Genomic DNA, 23,541 nt, shown 5'->3' with positions numbered 1-23,541 from the left:
TTTCAAAGAATAAAGTCAGATCCGCCAGTGTTCAGGCAGGCAACAGCCGCAGCCGGGAGGCACATTCACATCGGCCTTATGGCCTCTCGCACACATAATAAAAACACTGCAAGCCTGGGCAGCACACTTCACAGGGGACCTTAAGAGACTCTGTGCTGGCCGACAATAAACAATCGGTTCGAGCATGAACTTTGGGAGATGACCGTCGCCCGTTTCGCACACGATATAAACAGTTCAAACATACAGACTGTTTTAGTTAGTCACGTGAGACCCGGCCACGCCGTGCTGCAAGACAGTGCACTGAGCGGATCGAACTGTGCGAGGCACGCACTGGAAAAACGCACACCGCCGCCAAACCGCTTTCCCCGCACGACAGGCACCGCCCGAGGTGCCCGGATAAAGCCTCCAGGACAAGGTATCCGTCAGAGTGGTGCAAAACTTGCTATCACTGTGATGTCGGGCCGCGACCGGTAACGGTGCACGGCCACCCCAATATTTCGCTGCTTCTCAAGGACTACACGATGAAAAAAGCATGGCTGACGCTTTCCGCTGTTGCTCTGTGTCTGGCTGCCGGCAACGCCCTGGCCAAGGAGTACAAGGAGCTGCGTTTTGGCGTCGATCCTTCCTATGCGCCGTTTGAGTCCAAAGCCGCCGATGGCTCGCTGGTGGGCTTCGATATCGATCTGGGCAACGCGATCTGCAAGGAACTGAAGGTCACCTGCAAGTGGGTGGAAAGCGATTTCGACGGGATGATCCCGGGCCTCAAGGCCAACAAGTTTGATGGCGTGATTTCGTCCATGACCGTGACGCCAGCGCGGCAGAAGGTCATCGACTTCTCGGAAGAGCTGTTCTCCGGCCCTACCTCCTTCGTCTTCAAGAAAGGTTCGGGCCTGAGCGCCGATATCGCTTCGCTCAAGGGCAAGACCGTCGGCTACGAGCAGGGCACCATTCAGGAAGCCTACGCCAAGGCCGTGCTGGACAAGGCCGGGGTCAAGACCCAGGCCTACCAGAACCAGGACCAGGTCTATTCCGACCTGATCTCAGGCCGCCTGGATGCCTCGATCCAGGACATGCTGCAAGCCGAACTGGGCTTCCTGAAGTCGCCGCAAGGCGCCAACTATGAAGTGAGCCAGCCGGTGGACAGCGAACTGCTGCCGTCGAAAACCGCAGTCGGTATCCGCAAAGGTAACAAAGACCTGCAGGACCTCCTGAACAAAGGTATCAAAGCGTTACACGCCGACGGCACCTACGCCGAGATCCAGAAGAAGCACTTCGGTGAACTGAACCTCTACAGCGGTAAATAACCGCCAACCGGTGCCCATCCCACGGATGGGCATCTTTTTTTCACCCCAAGGGTTCGCTTCATGTTCGACGATCTGCTTGCGCTGCTCGGGCTTTCGGCGTTCAGCCTGAAGGGCTTCGGCCCACTGTTGTGGCAGGGCACCTGGATGACCCTGAAACTGTCTTTCATGTCGCTGCTGGTCGCCGTCGGCCTGGGATTGCTCGGCGCCAGCGCCAAGCTCTCGGCACTGCGCATGCTGCGCCTCCCCGCCCAGCTCTACACCACGCTGATCCGCGGCGTGCCTGACCTGGTGCTGATGCTGCTGATTTTCTACAGCCTGCAAACCTGGCTCACCAGCCTCACCGACTACCTGGAATGGGAATACATCGAGATCGACCCGTTTGCCGCCGGGGTCATCACCCTGGGCTTCATCTACGGCGCCTATTTCACCGAGACCTTTCGCGGCGCGATCCTTGCCGTGCCCCGCGGCCAGGTCGAGGCGGCCACGGCCTATGGGCTCAAGCGCATGCAACGCTTTCGCTTCGTGGTCTTCCCGCAAATGATGCGCTTCGCCCTGCCGGGCATCGGCAACAACTGGATGGTGATGCTCAAGGCCACCGCGCTGGTGTCGATCATCGGCCTCGCCGATCTGGTCAAGGCCGCCCAGGACGCCGGCAAAAGCACCTATCAACTGTTCTTTTTCCTGATCGTGGCGGCGCTCATCTACCTGTTGATCACCAGTGCCTCGAACATCGCCCTGCGCTGGCTGGAACGGCGCTATAACGTCGGCACCCGGGAGGCCCTGCGATGATCGAACTGCTACAGGAATACTGGCGCGCCTTCCTCTACACCGACGGCACCCACATCACCGGCCTGGCCATGACCATGTGGCTGCTCAGCGCCTCGCTGGCAATCGGTTTCCTGGTCTCGATCCCGCTGTCGATCGCCCGGGTTTCGCGGCGTTTCTGGGTACGCTGGCCGGTGCAGTTCTACACCTATCTGTTCCGCGGCACGCCGTTGTATATCCAGTTGCTGATTTGCTACACCGGCATCTACAGCCTCGCCGCCGTGCGCGAACAGCCGCTGCTGGATGCGTTTTTCCGCGATGCGATGAACTGCACCATCCTCGCCTTCGCCCTCAACACCTGCGCCTACACCACGGAAATCTTCGCCGGGGCGATCCGCGGGATGAACCACGGCGAAATCGAGGCCGCCCGCGCCTACGGCCTGCAAGGCTGGAAACTCTATGCTTACATCATCATGCCGTCCGCATTGCGGCGCTCGCTGCCGTTCTACAGCAATGAGGTGATCCTGATGCTGCACTCGACCACCGTGGCCTTCACCGCCACCGTGCCCGATATCCTCAAAGTGGCCCGGGATGCCAACTCGGCCACCTTCCTGACGTTCCAGTCGTTCGGCACCGCGGCAATCATCTATCTGTGCGTCACCTTCGCCCTGGTCGGTCTGTTCCGCCTCGCCGAGCGGCGTTGGCTGGCCTTCCTCGGCCCCGCTCACTAGGACTTTTCATGCACCACAAGACCCACGACCTTCTGGCCCCGGTCCCCGGCATTTCCCGCCAGATCCACAGTTTCCACTTCGGCCCGCGGGCCGGCGGCAAGATCTACATCCAGGCCTCGCTGCACGCCGACGAACTGCCCGGCATGCTGGTGGCCTGGCACCTCAAGCAACGCCTCGCCGAACTGGAAAGCCAGGGACGCCTGCGCCAGGAAATCGTCCTGGTGCCGGTGGCCAACCCGGTGGGCCTTGAGCAGGTGTTGATGGACGTGCCGCTGGGCCGCTACGAGTTGCAGAGCGGCGAGAATTTCAACCGGCGCTTCGTCGACCTGTCCGACCTGGTCGGCGACCAGATCGAAGGCCACCTGAACCAGGACCCGCAACACAACGTCGAGCTGATCCGCGAGAGCCTGCGCCGTGCCCTGGCCGGGCACCCGGCGCACACGCCGCTGCAATCCCAGCGCCTGACCCTGCAACGGCTGGCCTGTGATGCCGATATGGTGCTGGACCTGCACTGCGACTTCGAAGCCGTGAAACACCTCTACACCACGCCGGAAGCCTGGGCGCAGGTCGAGCCGCTGTCGCGCTACCTCGGGGTGCAGGCCAGCCTGCTGGCCACCGACTCCGGCGGGCAGTCGTTCGATGAGTGCTTCACCCTGGTCTGGTGGCAATTGCAGCAGCGGTTCGGCAAGCATTTCCCGATCCCGATGGGCAGCTTCTCGGTCACCGTCGAGCTGCGCGGCCAGGGCGACGTCAGCCATCCGCTGGCCCAGGCCGACTGCCAGGCCATTCTCGATTACCTGACCCACTTCGGCGCCATCGACAACGAGCCGGCGCCGTTGCCGCCGCTGCTGTATCCGGCCACGCCGCTGGCCGGTGTCGAGCCGGTCGCCACGCCGCTGGGCGGGTTGCTGGTGTTTCATGTCAGCCCCGGCCAATACCTGGAAGCCGGACAACGGGTGGCCGAGGTCATCGACCCGCTCAGTGACCGCGTGACCCCGGTGCATAACGTCCAGCCGGGCCTGCTCTACGCCCGTTCGCTGCGGCGCATGGCCACCGCCGGGATGGTCATCGCCCACGTCGCCGGCCGCGAGGCTTACCGAAGCGGTTATCTGCTGTCGCCATGAGGGCTTGTACGTGTACAAACTGACCATCGAAGACCTTCACAAGAGCTACGGCGACCACAAGGTGCTCAAGGGCGTCTCGCTCAAGGCGAACACCGGCGACGTCATCAGCCTGATCGGCGCCAGCGGCTCGGGCAAAAGCACCTTCCTGCGCTGCATCAACTTCCTCGAACAACCCGACGACGGGCGCATGACCCTGGACGGCAAGGACATCCGCATGGTCCATGACCGCCATGGCCTGCATGTCGCCGACGCCGACGAGTTGCAGCGCCTGCGCACGCGGCTGGCCATGGTTTTCCAGCACTTCAACCTGTGGAGCCACCTCAGCGTGCTGGAGAACATCTGCATGGCGCCACGCCGCGTGCTGGGCGTGAGCAAGCACGACGCCGAAGAACGCGCCCGCCGCTACCTGGACAAGGTCGGCCTGGCGCCGCGAGTCGCCGACCAGTACCCGGCGTTTCTGTCCGGCGGCCAGCAGCAACGGGTGGCCATTGCCCGCGCGTTGGCGATGGAGCCGGAAGTGCTGCTGTTCGACGAACCGACCTCGGCCCTCGACCCGGAACTGGTGGGCGAAGTACTGCGGGTGATCCAGGGCCTGGCCGAGGAAGGCCGGACCATGATCATGGTCACCCATGAAATGGCCTTCGCCCGTCAGGTCTCCAGCCAGGTGATGTTTCTCCACCAGGGGCTGGTGGAAGAACAGGGCACGCCGGCGGACGTGCTCGGCCAACCGAAGAGCGAGCGCTTGCAGCAGTTCCTGCGGGGCAATCTGAAATAAAACCAATGCGTCCGGCCGATGGTCTGTGAAGACACAGCCCTCATCGAGCCGGACGCGCCCATGCCAGTCAGCCCCAACCTCGCCGATGCCTGGTTCGCCGCCCGTGGCTGGACGCCGTTCGCCTTTCAGCGGCAGGTCTGGGCGGCGGTGGGCCGCGGCGAATCCGGGCTGCTGCACGCCAGCACCGGCGCGGGCAAGACCTACGCGGTGTGGCTGGCCGCCTTGCGCGCCTTCGCCGGCAAACCCGTCGTCAACGCCAAACGCCCGCAGCCCGCGCCCTTGCAGGTGCTGTGGATCACGCCGATGCGCGCCCTCGCCGCCGACACCGCCCGCGCCCTGCAAGCACCGCTGGACGAGCTGGAACTGCCGTGGAGCATCGGCGTGCGCAGCGGCGACACCGGCAGCGCCGAACGCGCCCGCCAGGCCCGGCGCCTGCCGAGCGCGCTGATCACCACCCCGGAAAGCCTGACCCTGTTGCTGACCCGCGCCCAGGCCGAAGACGACTTCGCCAGCCTGCGCATGGTAGTGGTCGACGAGTGGCACGAACTGCTCGGCAACAAGCGCGGCGTGCAACTGCAACTGGCCCTCGCCCGCCTGCGTCGATGGCACCCGCAGTTGGTGGTGTGGGGGCTGTCGGCGACCCTCGGCAATCTTCCCCACGCCCTTGACGTGCTGGTGCCGGAAAACGGCCGGCTGATCGAAGGCCGCCAAGACAAACGCCTGCTGGTGGACAGCTTGCTGCCCGCCGCCATCGAGCGTTTTCCCTGGGCCGGGCACATGGGCTTGAACCTGGTCGAGCCGGTCTGCCGGGAAATCGATGACTGCCACAGTTGCCTGGTCTTCACCAACACCCGCGCCCAGGCCGAACGCTGGTATCAGGCGCTGCTGGAAGCCCGTCCGCAGTGGGCCGGACTGATCGCTCTGCACCACGCCTCGCTGGCCCGCGGCACCCGCGAGTGGGTAGCGCGCAGTCTCAAGGAAGGCGGACTGAAGGCGGTGGTATGCACCTCGAGCCTGGACCTTGGGGTGGACTTTCTACCGGTGGAGCGCGTTCTGCAAATTGGCTCGGCCAAAGGCGTGGCGCGCCTGATGCAGCGCGCCGGTCGCTCCGGGCACGCGCCGGGACGGGCGTCGCGCATCACCCTGGTGCCGACCCACAGCCTGGAACTGGTGGAAGCCGCCGCCGCGCGCCAGGCCTTGGCGGCCGGGCATATCGAGGCGCGGCAATCGCCGCGGCTGTGCCTGGACGTGCTGGTGCAGCATCTGGTGAGCATGGCGCTGGGCGCGGGCTTCAGGCCGCTGGAGTTGCTGGAGGAAGTGCGCACGACCTTCGCCTTCCGCGACCTGCGCGACAGCCAGTGGCAATGGGCGCTGGATTTCGTCCGGCATGGCGGCAGTTCCCTCAGCGCCTATCCCGACTACCAGCGGGTCGAGGTTCATGCCGACGGTATCTGTCGGGTCGCCAGCGAGCGACTGGCACGACGGCATCGCATGGGCATCGGCACCATCGTCAGCGACGCGAGCATCCAGTTGAAGTTCTGGAGCAAGGGCGGCGTCGGCACCAACCTCGGCAGCGTCGAAGAAGCCTTTATCGCCCGTCTGCGGCCCAACGACGCCTTCGTCTTCGCCGGGCGGGTGTTGGAGCTGGTGCGGGTCGAGAACATGACCGCCTATGTGCGGCGCAGCACCGCGCGCAAGGCCGCACTGGCGCGCTGGAATGGCGGGCGCATGCCGCTTTCCAGCGAACTGGCCGACGCCTTGGTGGAGCAGCTCGATGCCGCCGCCAAGGGGCAATTCAGCGGCGCGGAAATGCAGGCCGTGCGCCCGCTGCTGGAATTGCAGGCCGCCTGGTCGGCGCTACCGACGCAAAGCAGCCTGCTCGCGGAAACCTGGCACTCGCGGCAGGGCTGGCACCTGTTTCTGTACCCCTTCGCCGGGCGCATGGCCAACCTCGGGCTGGCCAGCCTGATCGCCTGGCGGGCGAGTCGCGAGCAGCCGTTGAGTGTGTCCATCGCGGTCAACGATTACGGCTTCGAACTGCTCAGCCCGACCGCCGTGGACTGGGCCAGCATCCTGCCGGCAGCACTGAGCGCCGACAACCTGCTGGAAGACGTGCTCGCCAGCCTCAACGCCGGGGAAATGGCCCAACGACGTTTTCGCGAGATCGCACAGATATCCGGGCTGGTGTTCGGCGGCTACCCCGCCGCGCAGAAAAGCACCCGGCAGATCCAGGCCTCCAGCGGGCTGTTTTTCGAAGTGTTCCGCCGTCACGACGCTGACAACCTGCTGCTGGGCCAGGCACGGGATGAAGTGTTGCGCGAGGAACTGGAAATCGAGCGGCTGCATCGCCAGTTGCTGAAGATGAGCGGCCAGCGCCTGGACCTGCACGCGCTGCGCCGGCCGGGGCCGTTGGCCTTCGCGCTGGTGGTCGAGGGCATGCGCGAGACCATGAGCACGGAAAAGCTCGCCGACCGCATCGCACGGATGGTCGCCGATCTGGAAAAAGCTGCGGACGGGGGGCGCCGGAATGCACGAGCACTGTGAAATCGAACTGTGCGGCGAGCGTCTGTGGCTGCTCGCCGACCGCGCCCTGTATTGGCCTGCACGCAAGGCGCTGCTGCTGGCCGACGTGCATATCGGCAAGGCCGCCAGCTACCGCGCCCAGCATCAGCCGGTACCGCGTGGCACCACCGCCGCAACCTTGCAGCGGCTGGACGCTCTGCTGGAACGCTATCCGAGCGAGCAACTGGTGGTGCTGGGGGATTTCATCCATGCCCGCCAAGGCCGCGCGCCGGCAACCCTGGCGTTATTGCAGGCCTGGCGTGAACGCCACCCCGCGTTGCAAATCCGCCTGATTCGCGGCAATCACGACCGGCATGCCGGCGATCCGCCGCCTGGCCTGGGCATCGAGATGCTGGACGAACCCTGGTTGCTGGAGCCCTTCGCCTTGCAGCACGACCCTGTGGCTCACCCGACACACCCGGTGCTGTGCGGGCATGTGCATCCGGTCTGCGTACTGCATGGCAAGGCACGGCAAAGGCTGCGTCTGCCGTGCTTCGTGATCGACGAGCAAGTGAGCCTGCTGCCGGCGTTCGGCGAATTTACCGGCGGTTGGCGGGTGACCCCGGCCGCACCGGCCAGGATATTCCTGGCGGGCGCCGGCCGGGTCTGGCCGCTGGCGCGCTGAAGCTGAGTCAGGCTACCGGGGCGGGTGGCGGTTCATCGGGAAGGGTGGGTTCGCCGGGTTCCATCGGTGGGTTTTCACCGGGTTGCGGCGGTTGCGGGGTGTCCGGGTCGGGCTGGCCGGGAACACCGCCAGCGTGCATCGCCGGATGCGGATGGGCCAGCAGTGACCATACCGGCAGCCCGATGTGGTTGGGCTGCAGCACGGCCAGCTTGGCGCTGATTGCGGGATCGAGTTTCATTGGCTGCTCCTGACGAGGTCCGGCGCACGTCATGCGCGCCGGGACGGTTCATCTTCTTGGAGTGCCACAAGGCGGCGGAATTCCCACCAGTTCGTCGGTTCAGGTACGCGGCAGGGTGACGCCGCGCTGGCCTTGGTATTTGCCGCCACGGTCCTTGTAGGAGACTTCACATTCCTCGTCGGACTCCAGGAACAGCATTTGCGCCACGCCTTCGTTGGCGTAGATCTTCGCCGGCAGCGTGGTGGTGTTGGAGAATTCCAGGGTCACGTGGCCTTCCCATTCCGGTTCCAGCGGCGTGACGTTGACGATGATGCCGCAGCGGGCGTAGGTGCTCTTGCCCAGGCAGATGGTCAGCACGTTGCGCGGAATGCGGAAGTACTCGACGGTGCGGGCCAGGGCGAAGGAGTTCGGCGGGATGATGCAGACGTCGCTCTTGACGTCGACGAAGCTGCCGGCGTCGAAGTTCTTCGGATCGACGGTGGCCGAATTGATGTTGGTGAACACCTTGAATTCATCGGCGCAGCGCACGTCGTAGCCGTAGCTGGAGACACCGAACGAGATCAGCTTGTCGTTGCCGTCATTGCGCACCTGGCGCTCGACGAACGGCTCGATCATGCCGTGTTCCTGCGCCATGCGGCGAATCCACTTGTCCGATTTGATGCTCATGGCGGGGTGTCCTGAAGTAGCGTGGTGAAAAAGGTGAGCGGCATCTTACCGGGACGAGCGCCCGCTTCAAAGAATTAGCCTGCATCCGGCCGTCGATCCGTTAGTGGCGAATGGCTACAGGCCGCAAATGACGCCGTCAGTCATGAATTGCGCAAAAGCCGCGCAAGACCATTGGCACCTCGAAGAAAAACCGGTAAGGTGCCGACACTGTGCTGCACGCTGTCACTGAGAATCTCTACTCGATGCAAGATCTCGATCAACCATCCATGAATTTTCTGTCTTTTTGCACTCAGTCTCGGCCAGGGCGTTCCTGAGCCGGAAAACTTTTGTCCAAGGAGACAGACCATGTCCAATCGCCAAACCGGTACCGTTAAGTGGTTCAACGATGAAAAAGGCTTCGGCTTCATCACCCCACAATCCGGTGACGACCTGTTCGTACACTTCAAAGCCATCAAGGCTGACGGCTTCAAGAGCCTGAAAGAAGGCCAAGCGGTCTCTTTCATCGCTACCCGCGGTCAGAAAGGCATGCAAGCTGAAGAAGTTGAAGTTATCTAACTTCTGCTTCATCGCTTGAAAAAACCCCGCTCTCGAGCGGGGTTTTTTTATGGGCGATCGGTTCTTGCAGGCCCGCCGCGCAACAGCGCAGCGGGCCGGGCCAGCACTCAGTCGTCGCTGACAGTGATATTCGGCATCGCCGGGGCGGCCGCTTCCTGCAACACCAGGCGCGCACCCACCGAGCGGGCCAGTTCCTGATAGACCATGGCGATCTGGCTTTCCGGCTCGGCGATCGCGGTCGGCTTGCCGTTATCGGCCTGCTCGCGGATCAGCATCGACAGCGGCAGCGAAGCCAGCAGTTCGACACCGTACTGCGACGCCAGCTTCTCGCCGCCGCCTTCGCCGAACAGGTGCTCGGCATGACCGCAGTTCGAGCAGATGTGCACGGCCATGTTTTCCACCACACCCAGCACCGGAATGTTGACCTTGCGGAACATTTCCACGCCCTTCTTCGCATCGAGCAAGGCCAGGTCCTGCGGCGTGGTGACGATCACGGAGCCTGCGACCGGCACCTTCTGCGCCAGGGTCAACTGGATGTCGCCAGTGCCCGGCGGCATGTCGATCACCAGGTAGTCGAGGTTGTCCCAGGCGGTCTGGGTCACCAGTTGCAGCAGCGCGCCGGACACCATCGGGCCGCGCCACACCATCGGCGTGTTGTCGTCGGTCAGGAAGGCCATCGACATGACCTCGACCCCATGAGCCTGCAACGGCACGAACCACTTCTGGTCCTTGACCTGCGGGCGCGTACCTTCGGGGATGCCGAACATCACGCCCTGGCTCGGGCCATAGATGTCCGCGTCGAGAATCCCCACCCGGGCGCCTTCACGGGCCAGCGCCAGCGCCAGGTTGGCGGCGGTGGTGGACTTGCCGACACCGCCCTTGCCCGAGGCCACGGCGATGATGTTCTTGACGTTGGCCAGGCCCGGAATCTGCGCCTGGGCCTTGTGCGGCTCGATCACGCAATCGATGCTCACCTTCGCCGCGCTCACCCCGTCCAGCCCTTCGATCGCGGTCTGCAGCACCTGGGCCCAGCCATTCTTGAACAGGCCCGCGGCATAGCCCAGTTGCATCTGCACGCTGACGCGGCCGTCCTCGATCTCGATGGCGCGGACGCTGCCGGCGCTGACGGGATCCTGGTTCAGGTATGGGTCGGTGTATTGACGAAGGACGGCTTCAACCGCTGCGCGAGTGACGGCGCTCATGGAGACTCCCGATAAAAAGACTGAGTAAAACAGGCCGCTATGCTAACCCGCGAGCCACCGCCGGGACGTCCACAGGGTGAAATATATTTCCCGGCGCTTTATAGTGGCCGATCACGTTTTCCTCCTGTTTAGCCGAATAAAGTAGCCGAGCCCCCATGTCCGAGCCACGCCAGATCCTTGTCACCAGTGCCCTGCCCTATGCCAACGGTTCCATCCACCTTGGCCACATGCTTGAGTACGTCCAGACCGACATGTGGGTGCGCTTCCAGAAACACCGTGGCAACCAGTGCATCTATGTGTGCGCCGACGATGCTCACGGCTCGGCGATCATGCTGCGTGCGGAAAAGGAAGGCATTACCCCGGAGCAGCTGATCGACGGCGTCCAGAAGGAACATGCCGGCGACTTCGCAGACTTCCTCGTCGACTTCGACAACTTCCACTCGACCCACGCCGAAGAGAACCGTGAGCTGTCCAGCCACATCTACCTGGCACTGCGCGACGCTGGCCATATCGCCACCCGTTCGGTGACCCAGTACTTCGACCCGGACAAGAAAATGTTCCTGGCCGACCGCTTCATCAAGGGCACCTGCCCGAAATGCGCGGCGGAAGACCAGTACGGCGACAACTGCGAGAAGTGCGGCGCCACCTACGCGCCCACCGAGCTGAAGAACCCCAAGTCGGCCATCTCCGGCGCCACTCCGGTGCTCAAGGACTCCCAGCACTTCTTCTTCAAGCTGCCGGACTTCCAGGCCATGCTCCAGGAGTGGACCCGCAGCGGCACCCTGCAGGACGCCGTGGCCAACAAGCTCGCCGAGTGGCTGGATTCCGGCCTGCAGGAGTGGGATATCTCCCGTGACGCGCCGTACTTCGGCTTCGAGATCCCGGACGAGCCGGGCAAATACTTCTACGTCTGGCTGGACGCGCCGATCGGCTACATGGCCAGCTTCAAGAACCTCTGCGCCCGCCGTCCCGAACTGGACTTCGACGCCTTCTGGAACAAGGATTCCAAGGCCGAGCTGTACCACTTCATCGGCAAGGACATCGTCAACTTCCACGCCCTGTTCTGGCCCGCCATGCTGCAGGGCGCCGGCTACCGCAAGCCGACCGCGATCAACGTGCACGGCTACCTGACCGTCAACGGCCAGAAGATGTCCAAATCCCGCGGCACCTTCATCAAGGCCCGCACCTACCTGGATCACCTGTCGCCGGAATACCTGCGCTACTACTACGCGTCCAAGCTTGGCCGTGGCGTCGATGACCTGGACCTGAACCTCGAAGACTTCGTGCAGAAGGTCAACTCCGACCTGGTCGGCAAGGTGGTCAACATCGCCAGCCGCTGCGCAGGCTTCATCCACAAGGGCAACGACGGCGTGATGGTCGCGGGCGATGCCGCCCCGGAACTGACCGAAGCCTTCCTCGCCGCCGCGCCGAGCATCGCCGAAGCCTATGAGGCACGCGATTTCTCCCGCGCCATGCGCGAAATCATGGGCCTGGCCGACCGTGCCAACGCCTGGATCGCCGACAAGGCGCCATGGGCCCTGGCCAAGCAGGAAGGCAAGCAGGATGAAGTTCAGGCGGTCTGCGCCCAGGGCATCAACCTGTTCCGCCAACTGGTGATCTTCCTCAAGCCGGTATTGCCGGTGCTGACCGCCGAGGCCGAAGCCTTCCTGAACGTCGCGCCGCTGACCTGGAACGACCACCTGACCCGCCTGGAAAACCACACGCTGAACCCGTTCAAGGCACTGATGACCCGGATCGACCCGGTCAAGGTCGAAGCCATGGTCGAAGCCTCCAAGGAAGACCTGGCCGCCAGCCAGGCTTCGTCGGCGCCTGCCGGCAACGGCGAGCTGGCCAAGGACCCGCTGTCTCCCGAGATCGAGTTCGATGCCTTTGCTGCGGTCGACCTGCGCGTCGCCCTGATCCTCAAGGCCGAAGCCGTCGAGGGTGCCGACAAGCTGCTGCGCCTGACCCTGGATATCGGTGACGAGCAACGCAACGTGTTCTCCGGCATCAAGTCGGCGTACCCGGACCCGGCCAAGCTCGAAGGTCGCCTGACCATGATGATCGCCAACCTGAAACCACGGAAAATGCGCTTCGGCGTCTCCGAGGGCATGGTCATGGCCGCCGGCCCTGGCGGCGAAGAGATCTACCTGCTCAGCCCTGACAGCGGCGCCAAGCCGGGTCAGCGCATCAAGTAAAACCAACGCCCCGGCCTCACCCGCCGGGGCGTTCTCATTGAACCGTCATTGCCGGATAATGGCGTCCTGCACCCTGCCGCTGGCACCGCCATGACCGAACTGATCCTCGCCCTGATCGGCGCAGCGCTGATCAACAACATCGTCCTGCAACAGACGCTGGCGCTGGATCCCTTGCTGCGTCCGGACGACCGGACGAGCCGCCCACGCGTCCATGCCCTGGGGCTGGCAACGCTGGTGGCGATGACACTGATCAGCACCCTCGGGCAACTGCTCCACCATTACCTCCTGCTGCCGCTGCAACTCGGCTACCTGCGCCTGTTCGTCTTTCTGCCGCTCTGTGTGCTGAGCGCCGGGCCGATTCTTCATGGTTTGCACCGCTGGCGGAACAATGCGGCGTTCGACGGGCTCAAGCCGATGCTGATGGGCAATGCCGCGCTGCTTGGCCTGTGCCTGCAACTGGCCGAAGAACAGCGCGGCGTGCTGTTCAGCCTGGCGGTGGGCCTGGGCAGCGGGCTAGGCTTCTGGCTGGTGCTGGCGCTGTTCGATGACCTGCGCCAACGCAGCCAGCATGACGATATTCCACTGGCCTTTCGTGGTCTGCCCATCGAGTTGATGAGCGCCGGGATCATGGCCATGGCTTTTCTCGGGTTCAGCGGATTGTTCACATCATGAGCGCTGTTGCTGATACCGACCTGCGCCTGCGTAGCGCCATGCAACAGGTGCTGCTGGCCTGTGCGCCGGGTGTGTTGGCGCTGTTCTGGGTCTACGGCTGGGGGGTGTTGTTCAATCTGCTGCTGGCTGGCAGCGCCGCCCTGCTCACGGAAGCGCTGTTGCTGCGCCTGCGTCAGCGTCCGGTGCTCCCTGCGCTGAACGATGGCAGCGCGCTGGTCAGCGCGACCCTGCTGGCTGCCGCCCTGCCCGCTCACAGCCCCTGGTGGCTACCAGTGATTGCCGCCGCCAGCGCCATCGCCCTCGGCAAGCAGCTTTACGGCGGCGTTGGTCGCAACCCGTTCAATCCGGCCATGCTCGGCTACGTTGTCGTGCTGCTCTCGTTCCCGGTGCAAATGACCCATTGGCCGGCGCCCCAGCCGCTGGACCTGGGCCACAGCCTGAATGCGCTGTTCGGCCTCGGCGAACGTCCCGACGCCTGGGCGCAGGCCACGGTGCTGGACGGTTTACGCCAGAACAAGAGCCTGACCATCGATGAGCTGTTCGCCAGCCATCCGGGCTTTGGCCACTTCGCCGGCCGCGGTAGCGAATGGGCCAGCCTGGGCTTCCTGCTCGGCGGCCTGTTCCTGCTGCAACGCAAGGTGATCGCCTGGCAGGCACCGGTCGCCATGCTGGGCGCACTGTTCGTGATCAGCCTGCTCTGCTGGAACGGTTCGGGGTCAGATTCCAACGGTTCGCCGCTGCTGCACCTGCTGGCCGGCTCGACCATGCTGGGCGCATTCTTCATCGTTACCGAACCGGTCAGCGGCCCGAAAACCCCGTGGGGCCGGCTGTTGTTCGGTGCCGCGGTGGGTGTGCTGGCCTACCTGATTCGCACCTGGGGCAATTACCCGGACGGCACCGCCTTTGCCGTATTGCTGATGAACCTCTGTGTGCCGGCGCTGGACCGCTGGGCGGAGCGTCGGCAAGCGGAGGCGACATGAACGCTCGCAGCGTCGTGCTGATCGCCGTCCTGGCGCTGCTGGGCGTGGGTGCCAGTGTCACCTGGCAACAGCTTTTGGCCCCAGGGATCAGCGCAGCTGAAGAACAGCTCAAGGCACGCACCTGGCTCAGCGTGTTGCCCGCAGGCAGCTACGACAACGAGCCGCTGCGACAGCCGCTCGCCCTGCCCGAGCCGGAACTGGCCCACAGCAGCCTGCTTGGCGGCTATCTCGCCACCCTGGCCGGCAAGCCCACCGCGGTGGTGCTGCATAGCCGTGTGCAAGGCTATGCCGGCCCCATTCAACTGTTGATCGCCATCGCTCCTGATGGCCGGGTGATCTCCAGCCATGTTCTACAGCATCAGGAAACCCCAGGGCTCGGCGCTCGCCTGACTGAACCTGGCAACCGCTGGCTGCAGGGTTTCGCCGGCCACAGCCAGGCCAACACGCCAGAGGCAGCCTGGGCCCTGAGGCGCGACAACGGCCAGTTCGATCAACTGGCCGGCGCCAGCGTGACCTCCCGGGCGGTGATCCACGCCATCCAGGACGCCCTGCGCTACTTCGACGAACACGTCCAAGGCTGGCTGACGGAGGGCCCCGCCCATGAATAGGTCCTGGCTGGCGGCCCTCAGCCTGGCGCCACTGCTCGGCGCGAGCCAGACACTGCTCCAGGCCAGCGCCATGGCCGGGCTTACCCTGTCGACGGTGCTGGTTCATCTCACCTGCATGACACCCCTGCGGCGCTGGCTCGATGGCGTCGCGGGCGAGATCACCAGCATTCTGGTCGCCGCGACCCTGGTCACGTGCCAGACCCTGGCCCTGCACGCCTGGGACCTGGAATTGCGCAACGCGCTCGGCGTCTACCCAGAGCTGATCGCCCTGCAGTGCCTGCTCTTCGAACAAAGCGTCGGCAAGGCCGGGCGCCGGGCGTTCATATTGCTGGGAGGGTTCTGCGTGCTGTACCTGCTGCTGGGCACGATTCGCGAATTGCTGGCCAGCGGCGCCCTCAATCTGACATCCATCAGCGGGCCGGACATTACCGGCCTGCGCCTGGCCAGCCTCGCACCCGGCGCCCTACTGCTGCTCGGCGTGCTGCTGGCCCTGATCAAACGAGCCTGTCCGAAACAGGCCACACCAGACCGTGAAGGAAATAGCTGATCCATGAATGCCGCCAAACGCCTGGAGATTTTTCGCCGGCTACACGAAGACAACCCCGAGCCGAAAACCGAGCTGGCCTACAGCTCGCCCTTCGAGCTGCTGATCGCCGTGATCCTCTCTGCCCAGTCCACCGACGTGGGCGTCAACAAGGCCACCGCCAAGCTGTACCCGGTCGCCAACACGCCCGCCGCGATTCATGCGCTCGGTGTGGAAGGCCTGTCCGAGTACATCAAGACCATCGGTCTGTACAACAGCAAGGCGAAGAATGTCATCGAGACTTGCCGGATTCTGGTGGAGCAACACGGCGGTGAAGTCCCGCAAACCCGCGAAGCGCTGGAAGCGTTGCCGGGCGTGGGCCGCAAGACCGCCAACGTGGTGCTCAACACCGCATTCCGGCAACTGACCATGGCCGTTGATACGCATATTTTCCGGGTGAGCAATCGCACCAACATCGCCCCGGGAAAGAATGTTGTGGACGTGGAGAAGGCACTGTTGAAGTTCGTTCCCAAGGACTATCTGCTGGATGCGCATCACTGGTTGATCCTGCTTGGCCGCTATGTCTGCCAAGCGCGCAAACCCCGTTGCGGAAGTTGCCGGATCGAAGACTTGTGCGAGTACAAGCACAAGACCTCCGACGATTGAGAACATAGTGAAAACCTTCACAGGGTGATTGAAAAAATCTTTTTTACCCGCTTCAGGAATATCGTTATAAGGAGCGCGAATGGCCCTCTTGTAACGGAGTGACTCGTGAGCACTGAAAAAGAAGACCTTGATGTTGATGACGAAGCCCCGGCGTCCGACGAGTTTGTCAACGACACCCCGGTTGAAGCTGCAAAAACCAATCTGAGCAAGCGCCGCACCATCGACAACCTGCTGGAAGAACGCCGTTTGCAAAAGCGACTGGCTGATTACGACTTCGATCTTTGAGACGTTACGGGCCTGGAAAAACAAAAGCCTCCATTGCGGAGGCTTTTTGCGTTTTGGGGGAAGCGGTCAGACCAGGCCGTTGCGCTGCGCCAACTCGATCAGATCGACCAATGAGCGAGCATTGAGCTTGAGTAACAGACGCGTCTTGTAGGTACTTACCGTCTTGTTGCTGAGAAACATGCCGTCGGCGATCTCCTTGTTGGACTTGCCCCGGGCCAATTGCTGCAACACCATCATTTCCCGCCCTGACAGACGCCCCACCATGTCCGCCTCGCTGGAGCCGCCGAGATTGGCGCGTACCGAGTGCAGCGCCTGGTTGGGAAAGTAGCTGTAGCCCGAGAGCACGGCCTTGATTGCACTGAGCAGCTCGGTAAGGTCCTGCTGCTTGCACACATAGCCGGCAGCTCCCGCCTGCATGCAACGCATCGAAAAATGTCCCGGCGCCTGGGAAGTCAGTACGAGAACCTTGATGACGATTCCATTGGCCGTGAGGCGACCAATCACCTCAAGCCCGTCAAGCTTTGGAATCCCGATATCCAGAATCACGATATCCGGCAAATGCTCCCTGGCCAGTTGCAGCGCATCCACCCCGTTATCCGTTTCCCCAATCACTTCATAACCATGCCGGTCCATCAGCATGCGCACGGCCAAGCGAATGACCGGATGGTCATCGACGATCAGCACTTTATTCATGGGCAAGATCCATTCTTTACTATTCGACTTGTTAGAAGCCCGCACAATAGCCCAGTCAGCTTGTTGATTGCAGGGCGTATGTTCTGAACACCCGCACACTCAGACATGGACTACAAAAATAAAAGAAGCTTCTTACAGAAGATTCCTACAGGCAGCGTATTTACCGTTATTGCGAACCTTAATTTGAAGATCAAAAAAGGCATCTCTGGATGCTAGCCTCGCGCGCAGAAAATATCGCTACGAATAACGGAAAAACATATGAAGGAAATATCCTTAATATTCGCCAAACAAGTCCTAGTGACAGACCGTTCACGCCGCAAGGAAACAAATTCCCCCTGAAATGCTTCTTCAATAAGACCCATCACCCTGTGATTGCTGGATCCCATTTGCGGCACACTGCGCCCACGCCCCTTGTACTCCCTGCCCGAGAGCCGGCAGACGAACGCTCACCGCACGCAGAGATCTCACCATGAGCAGCCAGGAACCGAAAAGCCCGCTGACCACTATCGCTATCTTCGCCGGCATTATCGAAGCGTCGGCATTGGCCTCGTTACCCTTTCTCGGGGAAAGTAGCCAGAGTATCTACACGTGGTTCCTGGTCGGTTTTCCGCCTTTTCTCACGCTATTGTTCTTTCTTACACTCAACTTCAATACCAAAAGTCTGTACGGCCCCGATGAACATTCGGGCACAACGGAAACACCTGAAACCAATAACGTTACACAAGAGCCATCACCCATAACAAGTAGCTCAACAACTCCGCTATTACTTCCGCGCGCAGCTTCGCCAATATCTGAAGTTACAATATCGACGGTTGTCATTTCCGGACCCAACGCGCAGACCCTACTCGAACTACTGGCCCGACATGCTGTAACGCGGCCAAGCTCGAACCGCCTGATCCTGCAAAACCTGGAGGCCGGCACTCACACGACCATCATTACCGAGTGGCCCAACAATCACTCGCCACCTTTGGACGGATAAAAAAACCCCGGCACTAGTGCCGGGGCTCTTTATCAACCAGGCGCGATCAGACCAGCGAACGACCTTTGTTCGCAGCGATCCGCATACGCAGGGCGTTGAGCTTGATGAAGCCCGCCGCGTCCGCCTGGTTGTAGGCACCGCCGTCTTCTTCGAAGGTGGCGATGTTGGCATCGAACAGCGAATCGTCGGACTTGCGGCCGGTAACGATGACGTTGCCCTTGTACAGTTTCAGGCGAACGACGCCGTTCACGTTGACCTGGGAGGCGTCGATCATTTTTTGCAGCATCAGACGCTCAGGGCTCCACCAGTAACCGGTGTAGATCAGGCTGGCGTACTTCGGCATCAGCTCATCTTTCAAGTGAGCGACTTCGCGGTCCAGGGTGATCGACTCGATGGCGCGGTGGGCGCGCAGCATGATGGTGCCGCCCGGGGTTTCGTAGCAGCCACGGGACTTCATGCCGACATAACGGTTCTCGACGATGTCCAGACGGCCGATGCCGTTGGCGCCGCCGATGCGGTTCAGTTCGGCCAGAACGGTAGCCGGGGACATCTCGACGCCGTCGAGGGCGACGATGTCACCGTTGCGGTAGGTCAGCTCCAGGTAGGTGGCCTGGTCAGGGGCGTTCTCAGGCGAGACGCTCCAACGCCACATGTCTTCCTCGTGCTCGGTCCAGGTATCTTCCAGGACACCGCCTTCGTAGGAAATGTGCAGCAGGTTGGCATCCATCGAGTACGGCGACTTCTTCTTGCCATGACGCTCGATCGGGATGGCGTGCTTCTCGGCGTAGTCCATCAGCTTCTCGCGGGACAGCAGGTCCCACTCGCGCCATGGAGCAATGACCTTGACGCCCGGCTTCAGCGCGTAGGCGCCCAGCTCGAAACGAACCTGGTCGTTACCCTTGCCGGTAGCGCCATGGGAAATGGCGTCGGCGCCGGTTTCGTTGGCGATTTCGATCAGGCGCTTGGCGATCAGCGGACGGGCGATGGAAGTACCCAGCAGGTACTCGCCTTCGTAGACGGTGTTGGCGCGGAACATCGGGAACACGAAGTCTCGGACGAACTCTTCGCGCAGGTCATCGATGTAGATCTCTTTGACGCCCATGGCCTGAGCCTTGGCGCGGGCCGGCTCGACCTCTTCGCCCTGACCCAGATCGGCGGTGAACGTCACCACTTCACAGTCGTAGGTATCTTGCAGCCACTTGAGAATCACCGAAGTATCAAGGCCGCCGGAATACGCCAGTACGACCTTTTTTACGTCCGCCATGCCATCACTCCACGGGGTTGTACGGAAAACCCCGGATTCTACCGCTCTTGGTGCGGAATTTACAGTGGGGCGACAGCTTGTGACGACAAAGCGACAGGAACTGTTGTGAGCGCGACGGACGGTCGCACTCAGGACTTCAGCGACGTTTTGCCTGGCGTCAGCTGCGTGGCGGGGGTATTCGACTTCGCCGGCGCCACCGGGGTTGCCGCAGGCGCCGAGGCCGCCGGTGCGGCGGGAGTGGCAGCTGGCGTCGGTGCTGGCGCTGCGGGTTTCTCCGCTGCTGGCGTCTCGACCGGGGTCACGCGGTCCAGCTCGATATTCACCCGCCGGTTGCGCGCACGGTTGCCCGCCGAATTGTTGGCTGCAAGCGGATAACGCTCGCCATGGAAACGCACGACGATGTTGCTTTCCGGTACGCCATGGGCCTTGAGGTACTCCATCACCGCCAGCGCACGACGGCGTGACAGATCACGGTTGGTCAGGCGGTTGCCGCTGTTGTCGGAGTGGCCGTCCAGCTCGATATGGTTGACGGTGGGGTCAGCCTTGAGGAAGTCGAGGATCACGTCCAGGCGGGCGCGGGCATCGGCGTCCAGGTCGATGCCATTGCCGGGGAACCCGATGCGCGCCTGGCGGATCTGGTCGAAGTTCATCGGCAGCAGCTTGGCGGTGCAGGCCTGGTAGTCAGCGAAGGCCTTGTTGAACTTCACCGGCAGCAGGCGGACTTCCATGGCCCGCCCGGCTTCCCCGGCGTAGTTGCGAACCACCGTGCTGCGGCCATCCATCAGCCCGTTGATCAGACGGCTGGCCTGGCCCTGGGAGCTATTGAACAGCACGCCGCTACCGGACATGCGGATCGATCCCAGGTTGATGTCGCCGCGCCCCGGTTGCCACGGCGCGGCCGCGGCCAGCAGGGTGGCCGACCCCGCGCCGAGCATGTTGCTGGACGAGCGCAGGCGGAACGTCGCCTGCTCGCCGGCGCGACGCACGAACTCGCCGCTGCCGAAATCGGCAATCGGCTGGATCAGGCGACACTCGAACTGATCGCCTTCGACCTTCCACTCGATATTTTCCACGCGCGTCTGGAACGTGAGCGCGGCGGCCGGAAGGCTGACAAAGAGGCTGAACAGGGCTAGATAACGCTGGCGCACGGGCGGCTCCACAAAATTCTTTCGACTTACCAGCAGGCTATCGGACGGCTTTGGCAAAACTTGATAGCGAGTGCTCGACCCAGGCTTTTCCGGTAGCATTCGCCCAGAGTTCGAACCGCCTGGAATCCCCAATGTCCGACCGCCTGACCCTCCTGCGTCCCGACGACTGGCACATCCATCTTCGCGATGGAGCCGTCCTGCCTCACACCGTCGCTGACGTGGCGCGCACCTTTGCCCGCGCCATCATCATGCCTAACCTGGTCCCGCCGGTACGCAATGCCGACGAAGCCGGCGCTTATCGCCAGCGTATTCTCGACGCCCGTCCGGCCGGCAGCCGTTTCGAGCCGCTGATGGTGCTGTACCTCACCGACCGCACGCAGCCGGAAGAAATCCGCGCCGCCAAGGCCAGCGGCTTCGTCCATGCTGCCAAGATGTACCCGGCCGGTGCCACCACCAACTCGGATTCCGGCGTTACCAGCATCGACAAGATTTCCCCGGTGCTCGAAGCCATGGCCGAAGTCGGCATGCTGCTGCTGGTGCACGGTGAAGTGACCCGCAGCGAGGTCGACGTGTTCGACCGCGAGAAGCTGTTCATCGACGAGCACCTGCGTCGCGTGGTCGAGCGTTTCCCGACGCTGAAAGTGGTCTTCGAACACATCACCACCGCCGATGCCGCGCAGTTCGTCAGCGAAGCCCCGGCCAACGTCGGTGCGACCATCACCGCCCAGCACCTGCTGTACAACCGCAACCACATGCTGGTTGGCGGTATTCGCCCGCACTTCTATTGCCTGCCGATCCTCAAGCGCAACACCCACCAGGTCGCCCTGCTCGACGCCGCCACCAGCGGCAACAGCAAGTTCTTCCTCGGCACCGACTCGGCACCGCACGCCCGTCACGCCAAGGAAGCCGCCTGTGGCTGCGCCGGCTGCTACACCGCCTATGCGGCGATCGAGATGTACGCCGAGGCCTTCGAACAGCGCAATGCCCTGGACAAACTCGAAGGGTTCGCCAGCTTGCACGGCCCGGCGTTCTACGGCCTGCCAGCGAACACCGACACCATTACCCTGGTCCGCGAAAGCTGGACCGCACCCGACAGCCTGCCCTTCGGTGAGCAGACTGTCGTCCCGCTGCGCGCCGGTGAGCAACTGCGCTGGCGCCTGCTGGAGGAAAACGCGTGAGTGACGATCAGTTCGACGACCAGGAAGGTCTTGGCGGCGGTTCGCGCCACCCGATGGCCGAACGTTTCCGTGGCTATCTGCCCGTCGTGGTGGATGTCGAGACCGGCGGCTTCAACAGCGCCACCGACGCGCTGCTGGAAATCGCCGCGGTGACCATCGGCATGGATGAAAAGGGCTTCCTGTTCCCGGAACACACCTATTTCTTCCGCGTAGAGCCCTTCGAAGGCGCCAATATCGAACAGGCGGCCCTGGAATTCACCGGGATCAAGCTCGATCACCCGCTGCGCATGGCAGTGAGTGAGGAAGCGGCGCTGACCGATATCTTCCGTGGTGTACGCAAGGCGCTGAAGGCCAATGGCTGCAAGCGGGCGATCCTGGTCGGCCACAACAGCAGCTTCGACCTCGGCTTCCTCAACGCTGCCGTGGCGCGCACCGACATGAAGCGCAACCCGTTTCATCCGTTCTCCAGCTTCGACACCGCCACCCTCGCCGGCCTCGCCTATGGCCAGACCGTCCTGGCACGGGCCTGCCAGAGCGCCGATATCGACTTCGATGGCCGCGAGGCGCATTCCGCCCGCTACGACACCGAGAAGACCGCCGAGCTGTTCTGCGGCATCGTCAACCGCTGGAAAGAAATGGGCGGCTGGCACGATTTCGACGAGTGAGTCGTTTTCAACGCACAAAAAAACCGGCCACATGGGCCGGTTTTTTTATGCCTGGCGGATTACAGCTTGCCAGCGTTCTCGCTCAGGTAAGCAGCAACGCCTTCTGGCGAAGCGGTCATGCCCTTGTCGCCTTTTTTCCAGTTGGCAGGGCAGACTTCGCCGTGCTCTTCGTGGAATTGCAGGGCGTCGACCAGACGCAGCAGCTCGTCCATGTTACGGCCCAGTGGCAGGTCGTTGACGATCTGCGAACGGACGACACCGTTGGTGTCGATCAGGAACGCGCCACGGAAGGCTACGCCGCCTTCGGACTCAACGTCGTAGGCTTTGCAGATTTCGTGGGAGATGTCGGCTGCCAGGGTGTATTTGACCTGACCGATACCGCCGTTGTTGACCGGGGTGTTGCGCCAGGCGTTGTGGGTGAAGTGCGAGTCGATCGAAACGCCGATGACTTCGACGTTGCGCGCCTGGAAGTCAGGGATGCGGTGATCCAGGGCGATCAGCTCGGATGGGCAGACGAAAGTGAAGTCCAGCGGGTAGAAGAACACCAGGCCGTACTTGCCCTTGATAGCCGAAGCCAGGTTGAAGCTGTCGACGATTTCGCCATTGCCCAGTACTGCGGCGACGGTGAAGTCCGGGGCTTTTTTGCCAACGAGCACGCTCATTCGATTTCTCCTGATGGTGTGAAACTAACTACGCAGGCGATCGAGGTCGCCTGACACGAGTTGGGCATCATACACCGCGCTGCGCGGGACGCCGAGTAATGGCGATCAGACAGTTTGACCTACCGGCGGTCGCTCTATCTCGCGGCTCACAAGAAGAGTTTTGACAAGCATTCTCATTAACATTAAGCTTCGTTCCATTGAGTCCGCCACCCTGATGGTCTTCTTCTATGTATGTGTGTCTTTGTGTTGGTGTAACCGACGGACAGATCCGCGATGCGATCTATGAAGGATGCTGTAGCTACAAGGAAGTCCGCGCCGCCACCAACGTGGCCAGCCAATGTGGCAAGTGTGCGTGTGTTGCCAAGCAGGTCGTCCGCGAGACCCTGACTGAAATCCAGGCCAGCCAGGCTTCTGCCCTGCCTTATCCCGTGGAATTCTCCGCCGCCTGAAAAAATCTTTTCCCCATTTATAAA

The 23,541-nt window shown here is 62.6% G+C and carries 26 protein-coding genes; 19 read left to right on the top strand and 7 right to left on the bottom strand.

Going from position 1 to position 23,541, the window contains the following annotated elements; translation table 11 throughout:
* Positions 1-521 precede the first annotated feature (521 nt).
* Genes CKW37_RS06810 through pdeM form a run of 7 tightly spaced genes read left to right on the top strand, consistent with a single transcriptional unit; the run spans position 522 to position 7,886 of the window.
* Positions 522-1,304, top strand: coding sequence for a transporter substrate-binding domain-containing protein (locus tag CKW37_RS06810; RefSeq protein ID WP_095154911.1), 783 nt, complete (start codon positions 522-524; stop codon positions 1,302-1,304).
* 60 nt (positions 1,305-1,364) lie between these two features.
* Positions 1,365-2,093, top strand: a complete 729-nt coding sequence (locus tag CKW37_RS06805; RefSeq protein WP_095154910.1) for an ABC transporter permease — start codon at positions 1,365-1,367, stop codon at positions 2,091-2,093.
* The gene (locus CKW37_RS06800; protein ID WP_095154909.1) at positions 2,090-2,800 is read left to right on the top strand and encodes an ABC transporter permease; all 711 of its coding nucleotides are present in this window, start codon (positions 2,090-2,092) and stop codon (positions 2,798-2,800) included. The genes CKW37_RS06805 and CKW37_RS06800 overlap by 4 nt, the downstream gene beginning before the upstream one ends.
* A gap of 8 nt (positions 2,801-2,808) precedes the next feature.
* Positions 2,809-3,924, top strand: a complete 1,116-nt coding sequence (locus CKW37_RS06795) for a succinylglutamate desuccinylase/aspartoacylase family protein (protein ID WP_095154908.1) — start codon at positions 2,809-2,811, stop codon at positions 3,922-3,924.
* Positions 3,925-3,934: 10 nt separating this feature from the next.
* Positions 3,935-4,699: an ABC transporter ATP-binding protein gene (locus CKW37_RS06790; protein WP_095154907.1), complete on the top strand. Its 765-nt coding sequence runs from the start codon at positions 3,935-3,937 to the stop codon at positions 4,697-4,699.
* Between the two features lie 60 nt (positions 4,700-4,759).
* The gene (locus CKW37_RS06785; protein ID WP_095154977.1) at positions 4,760-7,243 is read left to right on the top strand and encodes a ligase-associated DNA damage response DEXH box helicase; all 2,484 of its coding nucleotides are present in this window, start codon (positions 4,760-4,762) and stop codon (positions 7,241-7,243) included.
* Positions 7,227-7,886, top strand: a complete 660-nt coding sequence (gene pdeM / locus CKW37_RS06780; protein WP_095154906.1) for a ligase-associated DNA damage response endonuclease PdeM — start codon at positions 7,227-7,229, stop codon at positions 7,884-7,886. The genes CKW37_RS06785 and pdeM overlap by 17 nt, the downstream gene beginning before the upstream one ends.
* Positions 7,887-7,893: 7 nt before the next feature.
* Here pdeM and CKW37_RS06775 read toward each other — a convergent pair whose 3' ends face one another.
* On the bottom strand, positions 7,894-8,124 hold the full coding sequence (locus CKW37_RS06775) for a hypothetical protein (protein WP_095154905.1): 231 nt from the start codon (positions 8,122-8,124) through the stop codon (positions 7,894-7,896).
* A 99-nt stretch (positions 8,125-8,223) separates the two neighbouring features.
* Positions 8,224-8,790 (bottom strand): dCTP deaminase, encoded by a 567-nt coding sequence (gene dcd / locus CKW37_RS06770; RefSeq protein WP_042122772.1) that lies wholly within the window; start codon positions 8,788-8,790, stop codon positions 8,224-8,226.
* Positions 8,791-9,135: 345 nt separating this feature from the next.
* On the opposite strand from dcd, the gene CKW37_RS06765 reads away from it, so the two are divergent.
* A complete protein-coding gene (locus CKW37_RS06765) occupies positions 9,136-9,345 on the top strand; it encodes a cold-shock protein (protein ID WP_010221054.1) in 210 nt (69 codons plus the stop codon).
* Positions 9,346-9,452: 107 nt separating this feature from the next.
* Here the strand turns inward: CKW37_RS06765 and apbC are convergent, their stop codons facing one another.
* Positions 9,453-10,547: an iron-sulfur cluster carrier protein ApbC gene (gene apbC, locus CKW37_RS06760; protein ID WP_095154904.1), complete on the bottom strand. Its 1,095-nt coding sequence runs from the start codon at positions 10,545-10,547 to the stop codon at positions 9,453-9,455.
* 155 nt (positions 10,548-10,702) lie between these two features.
* On the opposite strand from apbC, the gene metG reads away from it, so the two are divergent.
* From metG to CKW37_RS06725, 7 genes are all read left to right on the top strand, one after another.
* Positions 10,703-12,745: a methionine--tRNA ligase gene (metG, locus tag CKW37_RS06755; RefSeq protein WP_095154903.1), complete on the top strand. Its 2,043-nt coding sequence runs from the start codon at positions 10,703-10,705 to the stop codon at positions 12,743-12,745.
* 90 nt (positions 12,746-12,835) lie between these two features.
* A complete protein-coding gene (locus tag CKW37_RS06750; RefSeq protein WP_095154976.1) occupies positions 12,836-13,417 on the top strand; it encodes an Rnf-Nqr domain containing protein in 582 nt (193 codons plus the stop codon).
* Positions 13,414-14,397: an RnfABCDGE type electron transport complex subunit D gene (locus tag CKW37_RS06745; RefSeq protein ID WP_095154902.1), complete on the top strand. Its 984-nt coding sequence runs from the start codon at positions 13,414-13,416 to the stop codon at positions 14,395-14,397. Before CKW37_RS06750 ends, CKW37_RS06745 begins: the two co-directional genes overlap by 4 nt.
* Positions 14,394-15,005 carry an RnfABCDGE type electron transport complex subunit G gene (locus CKW37_RS06740; RefSeq protein WP_095154901.1) on the top strand — a complete coding sequence of 204 codons (612 nt, stop codon included), beginning with the start codon at positions 14,394-14,396 and terminating at the stop codon, positions 15,003-15,005. The genes CKW37_RS06745 and CKW37_RS06740 overlap by 4 nt, the downstream gene beginning before the upstream one ends.
* On the top strand, positions 14,998-15,552 hold the full coding sequence (locus tag CKW37_RS06735) for an Rnf-Nqr domain containing protein (RefSeq protein WP_095154900.1): 555 nt from the start codon (positions 14,998-15,000) through the stop codon (positions 15,550-15,552). The genes CKW37_RS06740 and CKW37_RS06735 overlap by 8 nt, the downstream gene beginning before the upstream one ends.
* Before the next feature lie 3 nt (positions 15,553-15,555).
* Entirely contained in the window at positions 15,556-16,194 is a 639-nt protein-coding gene (nth, locus tag CKW37_RS06730) for an endonuclease III (protein ID WP_095154899.1), read from the top strand.
* 105 nt (positions 16,195-16,299) lie between these two features.
* A complete protein-coding gene (locus tag CKW37_RS06725; RefSeq protein WP_095154898.1) occupies positions 16,300-16,479 on the top strand; it encodes a PA3496 family putative envelope integrity protein in 180 nt (59 codons plus the stop codon).
* A gap of 66 nt (positions 16,480-16,545) precedes the next feature.
* On the opposite strand, the gene CKW37_RS06720 is transcribed toward CKW37_RS06725, so the two are convergent.
* Complete coding sequence (locus CKW37_RS06720; protein WP_095154897.1) at positions 16,546-17,172, bottom strand: response regulator transcription factor; 627 nt, start codon at positions 17,170-17,172, stop codon at positions 16,546-16,548.
* 469 nt (positions 17,173-17,641) lie between these two features.
* Here CKW37_RS06720 and CKW37_RS33145 point away from each other — a divergent pair, with 469 nt between their 5' ends.
* Positions 17,642-18,151 (top strand): hypothetical protein, encoded by a 510-nt coding sequence (locus CKW37_RS33145; RefSeq protein WP_256587692.1) that lies wholly within the window; start codon positions 17,642-17,644, stop codon positions 18,149-18,151.
* A gap of 46 nt (positions 18,152-18,197) precedes the next feature.
* On the opposite strand, the gene CKW37_RS06710 is transcribed toward CKW37_RS33145, so the two are convergent.
* Complete coding sequence (locus CKW37_RS06710; protein ID WP_095154896.1) at positions 18,198-19,415, bottom strand: argininosuccinate synthase; 1,218 nt, start codon at positions 19,413-19,415, stop codon at positions 18,198-18,200.
* A 128-nt stretch (positions 19,416-19,543) separates the two neighbouring features.
* Positions 19,544-20,563 (bottom strand): OmpA family protein, encoded by a 1,020-nt coding sequence (locus tag CKW37_RS06705; RefSeq protein ID WP_095154895.1) that lies wholly within the window; start codon positions 20,561-20,563, stop codon positions 19,544-19,546.
* Positions 20,564-20,694: 131 nt separating this feature from the next.
* On the opposite strand from CKW37_RS06705, the gene pyrC reads away from it, so the two are divergent.
* The gene (pyrC, locus tag CKW37_RS06700; protein WP_095154894.1) at positions 20,695-21,741 is read left to right on the top strand and encodes a dihydroorotase; all 1,047 of its coding nucleotides are present in this window, start codon (positions 20,695-20,697) and stop codon (positions 21,739-21,741) included.
* Positions 21,738-22,406 carry a ribonuclease T gene (gene rnt / locus CKW37_RS06695; protein ID WP_095154893.1) on the top strand — a complete coding sequence of 223 codons (669 nt, stop codon included), beginning with the start codon at positions 21,738-21,740 and terminating at the stop codon, positions 22,404-22,406. The genes pyrC and rnt overlap by 4 nt, the downstream gene beginning before the upstream one ends.
* A gap of 59 nt (positions 22,407-22,465) precedes the next feature.
* On the opposite strand, the gene CKW37_RS06690 is transcribed toward rnt, so the two are convergent.
* Complete coding sequence (locus tag CKW37_RS06690; protein ID WP_095154892.1) at positions 22,466-23,068, bottom strand: peroxiredoxin; 603 nt, start codon at positions 23,066-23,068, stop codon at positions 22,466-22,468.
* Positions 23,069-23,295: 227 nt separating this feature from the next.
* Between CKW37_RS06690 and CKW37_RS06685 the strand changes: the two genes are divergently transcribed.
* Positions 23,296-23,517, top strand: coding sequence for a bacterioferritin-associated ferredoxin (locus tag CKW37_RS06685; protein ID WP_095154891.1), 222 nt, complete (start codon positions 23,296-23,298; stop codon positions 23,515-23,517).
* Positions 23,518-23,541 lie beyond the last annotated feature (24 nt).

This window comes from Pseudomonas sp. Irchel 3E13 (assembly GCF_900187455.1).
Classification (GTDB): domain Bacteria; phylum Pseudomonadota; class Gammaproteobacteria; order Pseudomonadales; family Pseudomonadaceae; genus Aquipseudomonas.
This window is presented reverse-complemented; position numbering and strand designations above follow the sequence as displayed.